The sequence below is a fragment of the Pseudoclavibacter sp. RFBG4 genome, assembly GCF_002931515.1.
In the GTDB taxonomy this organism is placed as follows: domain Bacteria; phylum Actinomycetota; class Actinomycetes; order Actinomycetales; family Microbacteriaceae; genus Pseudoclavibacter.
The window spans coordinates 1-11,990 of sequence record NZ_PSYC01000063.1 but is presented as its reverse complement, the minus strand read 5'-3'; the positions used below and the strand labels follow the sequence as shown (position 1 = coordinate 11,990).

At 69.7% G+C, this 11,990-nt stretch carries 11 protein-coding genes; 7 read left to right on the top strand and 4 right to left on the bottom strand.

Annotated features, from left to right (window positions below; genetic code table 11):
* Nucleotides 1-124 precede the first annotated feature (124 nt).
* The 3 genes from C5E10_RS18465 to C5E10_RS18455 are packed head-to-tail and all read right to left on the bottom strand — an operon-like array spanning nt 125 to nt 3,629.
* On the bottom strand, nt 125-1,588 hold the full coding sequence (locus C5E10_RS18465; protein WP_104332899.1) for an MFS transporter: 1,464 nt from the start codon (nt 1,586-1,588) through the stop codon (nt 125-127).
* Between the two features lie 40 nt (nt 1,589-1,628).
* Nucleotides 1,629-3,044 (bottom strand): M20/M25/M40 family metallo-hydrolase, encoded by a 1,416-nt coding sequence (locus C5E10_RS18460; protein ID WP_104332898.1) that lies wholly within the window; start codon nt 3,042-3,044, stop codon nt 1,629-1,631.
* Nucleotides 3,045-3,098: 54 nt separating this feature from the next.
* Nucleotides 3,099-3,629: a MarR family winged helix-turn-helix transcriptional regulator gene (locus tag C5E10_RS18455; protein WP_104332897.1), complete on the bottom strand. Its 531-nt coding sequence runs from the start codon at nt 3,627-3,629 to the stop codon at nt 3,099-3,101.
* A 39-nt stretch (nt 3,630-3,668) separates the two neighbouring features.
* On the opposite strand from C5E10_RS18455, the gene C5E10_RS18450 reads away from it, so the two are divergent.
* Complete coding sequence (locus C5E10_RS18450) at nt 3,669-4,661, top strand: DMT family transporter (protein ID WP_104332896.1); 993 nt, start codon at nt 3,669-3,671, stop codon at nt 4,659-4,661.
* On the opposite strand, the gene C5E10_RS18445 is transcribed toward C5E10_RS18450, so the two are convergent.
* A complete protein-coding gene (locus tag C5E10_RS18445) occupies nt 4,558-5,583 on the bottom strand; it encodes a zinc-binding dehydrogenase (protein ID WP_104332895.1) in 1,026 nt (341 codons plus the stop codon). The genes C5E10_RS18450 and C5E10_RS18445 overlap by 104 nt on opposite strands.
* Before the next feature lie 161 nt (nt 5,584-5,744).
* On the opposite strand from C5E10_RS18445, the gene C5E10_RS18440 reads away from it, so the two are divergent.
* Genes C5E10_RS18440 through C5E10_RS18415 form a run of 6 tightly spaced genes read left to right on the top strand, consistent with a single transcriptional unit; the run spans nt 5,745 to nt 11,879 of the window.
* Complete coding sequence (locus C5E10_RS18440; RefSeq protein WP_104332894.1) at nt 5,745-7,109, top strand: ABC transporter substrate-binding protein; 1,365 nt, start codon at nt 5,745-5,747, stop codon at nt 7,107-7,109.
* The gene (locus tag C5E10_RS18435) at nt 7,106-8,077 is read left to right on the top strand and encodes a carbohydrate ABC transporter permease (protein WP_258071221.1); all 972 of its coding nucleotides are present in this window, start codon (nt 7,106-7,108) and stop codon (nt 8,075-8,077) included. Before C5E10_RS18440 ends, C5E10_RS18435 begins: the two co-directional genes overlap by 4 nt.
* Nucleotides 8,070-9,017: a carbohydrate ABC transporter permease gene (locus C5E10_RS18430; RefSeq protein ID WP_258071220.1), complete on the top strand. Its 948-nt coding sequence runs from the start codon at nt 8,070-8,072 to the stop codon at nt 9,015-9,017. Before C5E10_RS18435 ends, C5E10_RS18430 begins: the two co-directional genes overlap by 8 nt.
* Nucleotides 9,014-9,946 carry an amidohydrolase gene (locus C5E10_RS18425; RefSeq protein WP_104332893.1) on the top strand — a complete coding sequence of 311 codons (933 nt, stop codon included), beginning with the start codon at nt 9,014-9,016 and terminating at the stop codon, nt 9,944-9,946. Before C5E10_RS18430 ends, C5E10_RS18425 begins: the two co-directional genes overlap by 4 nt.
* Complete coding sequence (locus tag C5E10_RS18420; RefSeq protein ID WP_258071219.1) at nt 9,943-11,034, top strand: aldo/keto reductase; 1,092 nt, start codon at nt 9,943-9,945, stop codon at nt 11,032-11,034. Before C5E10_RS18425 ends, C5E10_RS18420 begins: the two co-directional genes overlap by 4 nt.
* Nucleotides 11,031-11,879, top strand: coding sequence for a fumarylacetoacetate hydrolase family protein (locus tag C5E10_RS18415; protein WP_104332892.1), 849 nt, complete (start codon nt 11,031-11,033; stop codon nt 11,877-11,879). The genes C5E10_RS18420 and C5E10_RS18415 overlap by 4 nt, the downstream gene beginning before the upstream one ends.
* Nucleotides 11,880-11,990: the final 111 nt, after the last annotated feature.

The window sequence follows — 11,990 nt, the reverse complement described above, 5'->3', positions numbered from 1 at the left end:
GTGCAGGGGGTGCGTGCGCGGCGCGGGCGTGGGTGCGCGCGGGCGTGGGGGCGCCGCGGGCGGGGCGCGAGCCGCGCGCGGCATGCGGGGCGCGAGCCGCGCGCGGCATGCGGGGCGCGGGGCGCTACACGATGACGGGAGGCCGGTCGGCGCGCTCCGGCGCGTCCTGGAACGCGGCTTTCGGCACGAAGCAGAGGGCGATCGCGGCGGCGACGGCCGTGAGCCCGCACACCGTCCACACGGTGAAGTACCCGGCAAGCGACCCGGCCGTTCCCTCGGCGGAGGGCGCATCCGCCAGCGTGCCGAGCAGGGCGATGCCGAACACGCACGACGCCATCGCACCGCCCAGCGTCTTCACCGAGTTGGTGAGGCCCGTCGCGACGCCCGTCTGCGTCACGGGTGCGGCAGCCGCCGCGGCCGAGGGCAGCGCGGCGACGAGCGCCCCCGAGCCGATGCCGGCGATGACCATGTTGGTGACGGCCTGCAGGTAGCCGTCGTGGAACGGCAGGAACAGGAGGTAGCCCGTCGCGACGAGGCCGCTCGCGCCGATGAGTGCGACGCGGGGTGCCAGCAACTTCGTGACCTGCGAGTAGAGCAGCGCTCCCGCGACCATCGACAGCACGTAGGAGCCGATGAGGATCGACGTCTGGCCGGCGGATGCGCCGAGCCCGTACCCGTACACGCTCGGGTCGGTGCGCGCGAACGTCGAGAGGGGTGCCTGCGCGCCGAGCACGCTCACGCCGAAGAGCCCCGCCGTGAGGAACACGGGCCAGAGCGCCGACGACCGGAACAGGCGCACGTCGATGAGGGGGTCTGGGCGTCCGAGCTCGACGCGCGCGAAGAGCGCGAGCCCGGCGAGGCCGAGCAGGACGACGAGCCACGAGGAGAGGTCACCGGGGCCGGTGACGCGGAGCAGGCTGAGGCCGCCCGTGAACGAGAGGAGGGCGAAGCTGAGGAGCAGCAGGCCCGGGTAGTCGAGCTTGCCGCCGACCGGGTTGGGTGATTCCTTGACGCCGAAGAGGATCACGAAGAAGCAGAGGGCGACGGCGATCGCCGGGATCAGGAGGAGCACCTGCACCGGTAGTGACTCGGCGAGCGCTCCGGCGCTGAGCGCGCCCGCGATGGCGCCGAGCTGCAGGGCGGCGACGAGCACGCCGGCGGAGGTTCGGGTGAGTCTGGCGGAGTTGGGGCGCTCGCGAGTCCGAGACCAGATGAGCGCGATCTCGATGGGCAGCCAGATGACGTAGAAGCCCTGCAGCGCCCAGGCGACGAGGAACATCCAGAACTCCTGCGCGAAGACCAGTCCGAACGAGGCGAGTGCCGTCACCGCGGTCGAGACGAGCAGCACCTTGCGTTGGCCGATCATGTCGCCGAGCTTCGCGAGCACCGGCACGACGAGCGCCGACAGCATGAGCTGCGCGCCCTCGAGCCAGTTGACGTCAGCGTCGTGGATGCCGAGGTGGCGCGCGATGTCGGTGAGCAGCGGGGTGTAGTAGCCCTGCAGGATCCCGCTCGTGAACTCCACGAAGGCCAGAAACCAGACAATGCCGGCGATGGAAGCGAAGCCGGTGGAGCGGAGACGGTGCACGGTCGTGCCTTTCCTCGAGGGGGCTCTCGGTGTCGGGATGTCAGAGGGAGCGCAGCAGCGTCGTGTGGAACCTCACGCCGGCGTGGAGGCTCGCGATCGAGACGCTCTCGTCGACCCCGTGGATGGCGGCCCGCTGCGCGGCGTCCATGGCGAGCGGCGCGAAGCGGTAGGTGGCGGGCGCGAAGCGCTGGAAGTGCTTCGCGTCGGTCGCGGCGAGCGTGATGTACGGGGCTGCGATGGCCTCCGGGTAGGCGGCTCGCGCTGCGCGCTGCAGGAGACGGAACTGCGGGTTGTCGGTCGGCGCGATCGTGGTTGGCTCGTTCGGGTCGGTGATGCGGATGCGCACCTCCCGGTCCCTGATGGCGCGTCGCACGTGCCGCACGGTGCTGGCGACGCTCTCGCCGGGCGCGATGCGGCAGTTGAGGGTGGCGCTGGCGCTCGCGGGGAGCACGTTGTCGGCGGTGCCGCCGCTGAGGCGCGTCGTCGCGATGGTCGTCCGGACGAGCGCGGCGGCGTCACCGCCGAGGCGGGCGAGCGCGTGCGCTGCGAGCTGGGGTGCCCTGGTGAGCGTCTCGAGGATGACCTTGCCGGAGCGCTGTGCGTGCGGCGTGAACGTCGCGAACATCTCACGGGCCACCGGGTTCAGGCGGGCGGGGAAGGGGCGTCGCTCGACACGCGACACCGCCCTGGCGATGCGCGCCGTCGGCGTCAGCCCGGAGGGTGCTGAGGCGTGCCCCGCGTCGCCGCTCGCCTCGAGGATGACGTTGACCGAACCCTTCTCGCCGACCCCGATCATGGCGGCTGGCACGTCGATGAACGGGAGGGGAGCATCGACCACGGCGCCGCCCTCGTCGAGCACGAGCCACGGTGTCAGGCGGCGCTCGCGGAAGAGCGCGGCGGCCGCGGTGGCGGCGCTGGAGTGCGTCTCCTCGTCGCCGCCGAACCACAGGTACACGTCGCGCGGGGGCGTGTGGCCCTCTGCGAGCAGCGTCTCGACGGCTTCCAGGATGACGCAGAGCGGCCCCTTGTCGTCGAGCGTTCCGCGGCCCCAGACGGAGCCGTCGGCGATGACGCCGTCGAACGGCGGATGCGTCCATCCCTCGGATTCGAAGGCGGGGACGACGTCGAAGTGCGCCATGAGGACAAGCGGGCCGGACGCCGTAGCTTCGCTGCCGTCATCACTGCTGCTGCCGCCGCCGCCGGGGCTCGCGCTGCCCGGCCAGCGGTAGAGCACGCCCCGCTCCGTCACGAGCTCGCGCTCGAGCTGGTCGTTCGCGAGCGGGTAGAGCTCTTGCAGGAGCGCGAGGAACTCCGCGAACGGGGCGAGGGGGGCGGCTGCGCTGTCGTCGGCGGCTTCGACGGTGCGCACGCGGATCATCCGGGCGAGGCGTTCGGCGATGCCGTCGACGCCCTCGTCGTCGAGGGGGTGGCGGTCCGGGCGGTGCGGATCGAGCATGTCGTCAGTGTAGGTCGCGCCCCGGCCGTCGCTGCGTGGCGGCGGTGAGGGGGGTCAGCCGCCGGGGCGGCGTGCTCCGGCTGCGTCGCGGTTCTCGACCTCGGCGAGCCAGGTGCCGAGGATGCGGGCGAGGGTGGCCCGGTCGTCGGCGCTCACGTCAACGAGGAGCCGCTCCTCGTTCTCGAGGTGTCGTGTGTAGGCCGCGTCGATGAGCTCGAGCCCGCGCTCGGTGAGCTGCACGACCCGGCCCCGGCCATCCGCATCGCTCACCCTTCTCGTGACGAGACCCGCGCCTTCGAGCCGGTCGACGCGCTTCGTCATGGCGCCCGTCGTGACCATGGTCGACGCGGCGAGCTCGCTCGGGGTGCGCTCGAAAGGGGCGCCGGCTCGTCGCAGGGTCGCGAGCACGTCGAAGTCGCCTTCGCCGAGTCCGTACTCGCGGTAGACGCGTGTGAGCTCTTCCGTGAGGTGGATGCCGATGCGGTGGATGCGGCCGATGACGCCCATGGGGGAGGCGTCGAGGTCGGGGCGCTCGCGCTCCCACTCGGTCAGGATCTGGGTGACGCGGTCGTCGGGTGCTCGCATGTTGCCAGCATACCTTCCGTGGAAGCTAGAGTGTCTTCCATGGAAGCTAAATGGCGCTGGATGCTCATCACCGCGATCGCACCGATCGCCTGGGGGAGCAACTACACCGTGATCGGGGCGTTCCTGCCCGCCGACTCGCCGCTCTGGGGCGCCGTGCTCCGGGCGCTCCCAGCGGGGCTGGTGCTCCTGCTCGTCGGCAGGAAGCTGCCGAAAGGGGCGTGGTGGTGGCGCGCGCTGGTGCTCGGCACGATCAACATGAGCGCGTTCTTCGCGCTCGTCTACGTCGCCTCGCAGCTGCTGCCGTCGAGCATCGCCTCGATGATCATGGCGGTCTCGCCCATCGTGATGATGCTGTTCGCCGCATCCATGCTCGGCGAGCGGCTGCGAGCGCTCCCCGTCGCCGGCGCCGCGGTGGGGCTCCTCGGGGTCGTGCTCATGCTCGCGGCCGGGTCGACCGCCATCGACTGGCGGGGCGTGCTCGCATCCGTCGCGGCCATGGCGCTCGCCTCATTCGGCTTCGTGCTCGTCAAGCGGTGGGGGAGCGATGTCAGCCTCCTGCCGCTGACGGCCTGGCAACTGGTGGGTGGCGGCCTCGTGCTGCTGCCCGTCGCTCTCCTTGCCGAAGGGCCCATGCCCGGCTACGACGGACCAGCGATGGCCGCGCTCGCGTACGTCGGACTCTTCTCGACGGCACTCGCCTACCTCGCCTGGTTCGGCGGGCTCAAGAACCTGCCGGCGGGTACGACGGGGCTCATCGGCCTCCTCAACCCTGTGACGGGGGTCGTGCTCGGCACGCTCCTGGCGGGCGAGACGCTCGAGGGGCAGCAGGCCGTCGGGATGGGGCTCGTGCTCCTCGGGATCCTGCTCGGCCAGCCGATCATCCTGCCGCTGGTCCGGGGCCTCCGGCGCACGTGGGGCCGCCGGGGCGTTAGCGCGAAGGGGCGCGAACGTCGACGAGCACCTTCATGGCCCGGCCGCTCTCGAGCGTCGCGAAGGCGTGCGCCGTCTCGCCCAGGGGCACCGTCTCGGTGATGAGCGCGTCGGCGGGGATGATGCCGCGTGCGAGCAGCGACGCGGCCTGCTCGAAGTCCTCGCGCTCGTAGACTCGCGCCCCGACGATCGTGAGCTCGCGCCAGAACACGCGGTGCAGGTCGATGGGGCGCGGCTGCGGGTGGATGGCGACGATCACGAGCCTGCCCCGCACCTTCACGAAGCTCGTCGCGGTCAGCACTGCCGCTGCCGATCCGGAGACCTCGAAGACCACATCGGCGCCCGCCCCGCCGGTCCAGGCTTCGATGGCGTCGGCGGCGTCGGGGGAGGTGGGGTCCGCGACCTCGATGCCGAGCTCCTCCGCGGCGGCCCGACGGTGGGCGTCGAGTTCGAAGAGCCGCACCTCCGCTCCCGCCTCGCGTGCGACGGTGGCGATGAGCACCCCGATGGGGCCTCCGCCGATGATGAGGGCCTTGTCGCCCGCCGTGAGGCCAGAGCGCCGGACGTCGTGGGCGGCGACTGCGACGGGCTCGACGAGCGCAGCGTGCTCGAGCGACATGCCGTCGGGCAGTCTGACGAGGGTGGATGCCGGCACGTTCCAGTACTCCTGCAGCGCGCCCGTCGAGTCGATGCCGATGAAGTCGAGGTTCTGGCAGATGTGGCTGTTGCCTGCGAGGCAGGCTGGGCATGTGCCATCCCAGGCGAGCGGCATGACGGTCACGGCATCGCCGTCGGCCCAGCCGTCGACGCCGGGGCCGACGGCGGCGATCGTGCCGCTCATCTCGTGGCCGATGATGCCGCTGTGGGTGATGCGCTGGTCCATCGCGCCGTGCAGAATGTGGAGGTCGGTGCCGCAGATCCCGACGTAGGCCACGGCGATCTGCACTTCTCCTTCACCGGGTGGCACGTTCGTGCTCGTGCGGATCTCGATGGTCTTCTGGCCGACGTAATGTGCTGACAGCATCGTTGCTCTCCTGGTCGAATCTCTCATAGGTGATACATAGTACTAATTCTTGGCAGCGCTACCAGGATCCCTTGCCCTAACGTCAGACGTATGATGTAATCGCATCAGCCCCGACCTGCGGGCAGCAGTCGTCAACGACGTCGACCAGAAAAGGACGCACAATGTTGCAAGATTCGTCCCAGAAGCGCCGCAGCAGGCGCATCGCCACCATCGCGGCAGCTGCTGCCTCAGCTCTCCTGCTCGCCGGATGCTCCGGGGGAGCCGGCGGCGAAGTCAACAGCGAGTACGGCTTCGCGACTGCAGAGCAGGTCGCCGACAGCCCCATCATGGTCTGGGTCGACGCGGCCCGCGAGCCGGCCATCGCCGCCTTCAAGGAAGCCAACCCCGACGTCCCGATCGAGTACGAGGTCTACGACGGCAACGCCGGCGGCAGCGGCACCTTCCAGACCCGCATCGCCCTCATGGACCAGGCCGGCGAGGGGTGGCCCGACGTGGTGTTCTCCACCCAGCAGAACGACGCCTCGTGGGCCTCGCAGCCCGCGCCGGGCGGCGGGCAGGGCTTCGCGGCTCCCCTCAACCAGGGCTTCTTCGACCAGGAGTTCCTCGACGGCTTCTCCGCAGGCGCCCTCGACCCCTCCACGATCGATGACACCGTCTACGGGCTCCGCAACGACCTCGCGCAGGTCGTCACCTACTACAACCAGCCGCTCCTCGACCAGTTCGGCTACGAGGTGCCCACCACGTGGGAGGAATACGGAGAGCTCGGCGACAAGCTCGCGGCAGAGCACCCCGGCTACATCCTCGGCAGCGTCGGCGACGCCTTCATGCCCTACGTCTACTACCAGGGCACGCAGTCACCCGTCTTCCAGACCGAAGGCGACACCTTCGTCGCCGACATGGAGGCCGCGAACTCCGTCGAGATCACCAAGATCCTCGACAAGATGATCGCCAACGGCACGATCGTGCAGGACAGCGTCTTCAGCGCCGAGTTCACGTCCAAGTACGCCGACAAGGTCGTCGTCATGCCCGGGCCGGTCTGGTACACGGGCGCGGTCTTCCAGAGCACCCTCCAGGTCCCGGAAGGTCAGCTCGGCGTCGCAGCTCCCCTCGCCTGGGAGGGTGAGGAGATCGCCACCGGCAATGTCGGCGGCGGCATCTGGTACGCCTCGAGCCACACGCAGAACCTCGAATCGGTCAAGACGTTCCTCGAGTTCGCGGTGAGCGCCCCCGAGTTCCAGGTCGAGCTCTCGAGCGGCTACCCCGCCTACTCCTCCGCCGCGGAGGGATGGCTCGGCAAGCTCGCCGAGACCAACTACTTCATCGACGGCTTCGAGCAGCAGATGATCGACGCCGGCGGCAGCATCTGGAGCGGCTGGGCATCCGCGCGCTTCAGCCCGGAGACCGCCTGGGCGACCACCGTCATGCCGGCGATCGCAGACGGCAAGACCATCGAGTCGGTCCTCCCGGACTGGCAGACCGAAGTGCTCAACGAAGCACAGGTGAACGGGTACACGGCCGCCGAATGACCTCCACCCAGGCTGCACCCGCGGTCGGCGCCGCTCTCCTGAGCGACGCCGACCCGGCGGGGCCGAAGAAACCACGCACGGCGAAGCGCAAGCGCGCCGCCAACCCGCTCGCGAACGAGACCCGCTTCGGCTACGTCTTCATCAGCGGCTACGTCTTGCTCCTCCTCGCCTTCGGGATCATCCCGACCCTCTACGCGGTCTTCCTGTCCATCACCAAGGACGGCGTCTTCGTCGGAATCGACAACTTCGTGCGGGTCTTCGGCGACTACCGATTCCTGCCCGCCGTCGGCCACGTCACGCTCTACATCGTGTTCTGGCTCGTCAGTCTCATCATCCTCGTGACGTTCCTGGCGATCATCGTGCACTCGATCCGCGCCAAGTGGCTGAGCGTGAGCATCCGCTTCCTCTACTACATCCCGGGAGCCATCGCAGGGGCGTCGAGCGTCATGCTCTGGCTGTTCCTGCTCGACCCGACCGTCAGCCCCGTCGCCGGCCTGCTGCGCGCGATGGGCTACGACTCGCTCATCCGCACCGTCTCCATCGACAACCTGCCCATCGTCTTCACGGTCATCGCGTTCTGGACCGGCGCTGGCAGCTGGATCGTCATCATGTACGGCGCCCTCAACAACATCAGCAACGAGGTCATCGAAGCCGCCAGGGTCGACGGAGCCAACCCGCTCCAGGTCGCCCTCTACATCCAGCTGCCCATGATGACCAAGTGGATCTCCTACATGGGCATCATGTCGCTCGCCGCGGGAACGCAGCTCTTCGTCGAGCCGCGAGTGCTCTCGCAGGCCAGCCGCGGCGTCGTGCCAGAGGACTACTCGCTCAACCAGCTCGCGTACCTCTACGCGTTCAAGCAAGGCGACTTCTCCGGATCGGCCGCCATCTCCATCACGCTGCTCGTCGTCGCCCTCGCGCTCTCGACGGTCTTCATCCTCAAGGGAAAGCTGTTCGAACGTGACTGACACCGTGCACACCAGGAACGTCGAGCACCAGGACACGGCGCATCCGGCCACCAAGGCACTCGCCCGCAAGCTGACTCCGGGCGAGTGGATCATGCGCATCGTGCTCGGCGCCGTCATCGCCTCGTTCGTCGTGTTCTTCCTGCTGCCCATCGTGTGGCTGCTGCTCGCCGGCACCAAGGATGCGCGCTCGCTGCTGCTCGAGAACCCCATGTCGTTCGGCTCGTTCGAGCAGCTTGCCGCGAACTGGGAGCAGCTCTTCAGCTTCCAGAACGGCATCTTCCTCACCTGGATCGGCAACTCGGCCCTGTACTCGTTCGGCGCGCTCGTGATCACACTCATCGTGAGCGTGCCCGCCGGCTACGCGCTCGCGCTCGGCAACTTCCCTGGACGCAAGGCGCTGCTGCTCGTGACGCTCATCGTCATGCTCATCCCCAACACGGCCCTGGTGCTGCCGATCTTCCTCGAGCTGAGCGCGGTGAAGCTCATCGGGTCGCCGCTCGCCGTGATCCTGCCCTTCTCGTTCTTCCCCTTCGGCGTGTACCTGACCTACATCTACTTCTCGACGGCCGTCTCGCGCGACCTGCTGGATGCGGCGCGCATCGACGGCGCGAGCGAGCTGCGGGTCTTCGCGCAGGTCGCGATGCCCCTCGCGGCGCCCGTCATCGCCCTGGTCGGGTTCTTCAGCTTCACGGGCAACTGGAACAACTACTTCCTGCCGTTCCTCATGGTCGGCGGCAAGAACGTGCCAGTGCAGGTCGGCCTCGCCAACCTGCTCTCGAACGTGCCCCAGTTCAACCCCACGACGGCCACGAGCATCGTCATCGAGCTGCCGACGCTGGCCCTCGCGACGCTGCTCTCGGTTGCGCCGATCGTCATCATCTTCCTGTTCTCGCAGCGCTTCCTCGTCTCCGGGATGACCGCGGGCGGCACGAAGGGATGAACGGCGAGACGCTCTCCGCAGTGGATGCGGGTCTCGGCGGCGGAGGCCGCGAGCTCGCGGCGCGCATCCCCGTCGACACGCATGTGCACCTCTGGGACCGCTCGCTCGTGCCGCAGACCTGGATCGACCCTGGCTCGATGTCGGCCATCGACCGGGACTTCTCGGGCGACCATCTGTCGGAGCAGCTGCGCGAGGCGGGCATCTCGCGCGCCGTGGTCGTGCAGTCCGACCGCACCCTCATCGAGAACGACTACCTCTTCGACGAGGCTCAGCGCACCTCGGAGCTCGCCGGAGTCGTGGGCTGGGTCGACCTTCGGGGCGGTGCTGTGGGCGTGCGCATTCAGCTGGATGCGCTCAGCGGGCACGCGGGCTCGTCGAAGCTGGTCGGCATCCGGCATCCCGTGCACATCGACGAGGACGAGCGCTGGCTCTCGCGCGACGACGTCGCCGACGGTCTCGCCGAGCTGGGCACGCGGTCGCTCGCATTCGACCTCGTGATCCGGCCGTGGCAGCTCGAGCAGGCGGCCCGGCTCGCCGCGCGCGTGCCTGGCACGAGCTTCGTGCTCGACCACCTCGGCAAGCCGCCCCTGTCGACGGGGGAGCTCGACGCCTGGAACGCGGGCCTGCGGCAGCTCGCCGCGCTGCCGAACGTCGCCGCCAAGGTCTCCGGCCTCACGATCGAGGACGACTGGGGCGACTGGTCGCAGGAGGCGCTCGAGCGCGCGATCGATCCCGCGCTCGAGCTGTTCGGCCCGTCCCGCCTCATGTTCGGCTCAGACTGGCCGCTCGTGCGGCTCACGCGTGGCGGCTACCGAGCCTGGATCGACGCGTATCGATCCGCCACGGCCGCCCTCAGCGCCGACGAACAGCGGCAGATCGACGCCGGCACCGCCGAGCGCGTCTACGGGATGAGCGGGGTGGCGTCGTGAGCGCGGCCGACGGCCCTGCTGGGGCCGGGGTCGGACCTCTGGAAACCGCATCCGCCCCCTTCGAGACGCGAGCGTACGGCGGAGGTATCGAACGGCGACGCCTCGGCCAGACGGACGTGCGCGTGAGCCGCATCGGCTTCGGCGCCGCCTCCCTCGGCAACCTCTACCGCGAGACGGGTGACGAGGAAGCGGCAGGAGCAGTCGCCGCGGCGTGGGAGGAAGGCATCCGGTTCTTCGACACAGCGCCGCACTACGGGCTCGGGCTCTCGGAGCGGCGGCTCGGCGCGGCCCTCGCCGCCTACCCGCGCGACGAGCTCGTCATCTCGACGAAGGTCGGACGCCTGCTGGTGTCCAACCCGAACCCGACGGGCGTCGACGACGACTTCGTCGTGCCAGACGACCTCAAGCGTCAGTGGGACTTCAGCCGAGACGGCGTGCTCCGTAGCCTCGAGGGCAGCCTCGAACGGCTCGGCACCGACCGCGTCGACATCGTCTTCGTGCACGACCCCGACGCGTTCAGCGAAGGCGCCGCCCGCGAAGCCCTCGTGACGCTCCGCGAGCTGCGCGACGAAGGTGTCGTCGGCGCCATCGGCGTCGGCACCAACGAGACCCACCAGCTCGGCGAGCTCTTCGACGAGCGCCTCATCGACGTCGCCATGCTCGCCGGCCGTTACACCCTCCTCGAGCAGCCGGGCCTCGACGCCGTCCTCGAACCCGCCAGGCGCTCCGGCGCCTCCGTCATCGCGGTCGGCGTCTACAACTCGGGACTCCTCTCGACCCCACGCCCGGGGCCGGACGCCGTCTACAACTACCTGCCAGCCCCGCCGGAGGTGCTCGAGCGGGTGCACCGCATCGCCGAGCTCTGCGAACGGCACGGCGTCACGCTCCCGGATGCGGCACTCGCGTTCCCTCTGCAGCACCCCGCCGTCGCCGGCATCGCGCTCGGCATGCGGAACGCGGCCCAGGTGCACGACAACCTCAGACGCGCATCCGTTGCCGTGCCGGACGAACTCTGGCGAGACCTCGCCGACCACAGGCTCATCGACCCGAGAAGCTTCACCACCGACCACCAGGAGGACCCCAAGTGAGATTCGTTCAGCGCCGTGACGGCAACCGAGTCGTGCCAGGCATCGTCGACGGCGACCACGTCTACGACCTCGCCGGTGTCGACCGGATCGACGGCGCGCTCCTCGCGCGCTCCGACGACGAGCTCGGCGAACTCGAAGCGGCCGCCCTCGGCACCGTCGGCCGCGGGCTCGAGGGCCTCGACCTCGCGGCCCCCATCGCGCGCCCCGGGAAGATCGTCTGCATCGGCCTCAACTACCGCGACCACGCCGCAGAGACCGGCGCCGCCATCCCAGAGGAACCCGTCATCTTCATGAAGGACCCGTCGACGATCATCGGCCCCTTCGACACCGTGCGCATCCCACGCACCTCCGTCAAGACCGACTGGGAAGTGGAGCTCGGCATCGTCATCGCCCGCGAGGCCCGCTACCTCCCCTCGCCGGAAGACGCCGCCGCCGTCATCGGCGGCTACGTGCTCTCCCACGACGTCAGCGAGCGCGAGTTCCAGCTCGAACGCGGCGGCCAGTGGGACAAGGGCAAGAGCTGCGAGACCTTCAACCCCCTCGGCCCGTGGGTCGCGACGCCGGACGAGATCGCCGACGTGCAGGCCCTCGGCCTCCGGCTCAGTGTCAACGGCGTTCAGCGGCAGAACGGCACGACCGCCGACCAGGTGTTCGACGTCCACCACGTCGTCTGGTACCTCAGCCAGTTCATGGTGCTGCAGCCGGGCGACCTCATCAACACGGGCACGCCCGCCGGTGTCGCCCTCGGTATCGATGGCAACCCCTACCTGCGCGACGGCGACGTCGTCGAGCTGTCCATCGACGGCCTCGGCACCGCCCGCCAGCGCTTCGAGGACGCCTCGTGATCGCGTCCGCGTCCGCGTCGGCGTCGGCGTCGGCGTCGGCGTGCGCGTCCGCGGTCCCCGGCGCTGTCGCCACCAGCCGTCTGCGGATGGGTTTCGCGCTTCGGGATGGCT

What these genes read in the sequence shown, in the direction of transcription:
- C5E10_RS18450 (WP_104332896.1), top strand. Translation starts at nt 3,669, where the DNA reads ATGGAAGCTAAATGGCGCTGGATGCTCATCACCGCGATCGCACCGATC.
- C5E10_RS18460 (WP_104332898.1), bottom strand. Translation starts at nt 3,044, where the DNA reads ATGCTCGATCCGCACCGCCCGGACCGCCACCCCCTCGACGACGAGGGC.
- C5E10_RS18440 (WP_104332894.1), top strand. Translation starts at nt 5,745, where the DNA reads ATGTTGCAAGATTCGTCCCAGAAGCGCCGCAGCAGGCGCATCGCCACC.
- C5E10_RS18435 (WP_258071221.1), top strand. Translation starts at nt 7,106, where the DNA reads ATGACCTCCACCCAGGCTGCACCCGCGGTCGGCGCCGCTCTCCTGAGC.
- C5E10_RS18425 (WP_104332893.1), top strand. Translation starts at nt 9,014, where the DNA reads ATGAACGGCGAGACGCTCTCCGCAGTGGATGCGGGTCTCGGCGGCGGA.
- C5E10_RS18455 (WP_104332897.1), bottom strand. Translation starts at nt 3,629, where the DNA reads ATGCGAGCACCCGACGACCGCGTCACCCAGATCCTGACCGAGTGGGAG.
- C5E10_RS18445 (WP_104332895.1), bottom strand. Translation starts at nt 5,583, where the DNA reads ATGCTGTCAGCACATTACGTCGGCCAGAAGACCATCGAGATCCGCACG.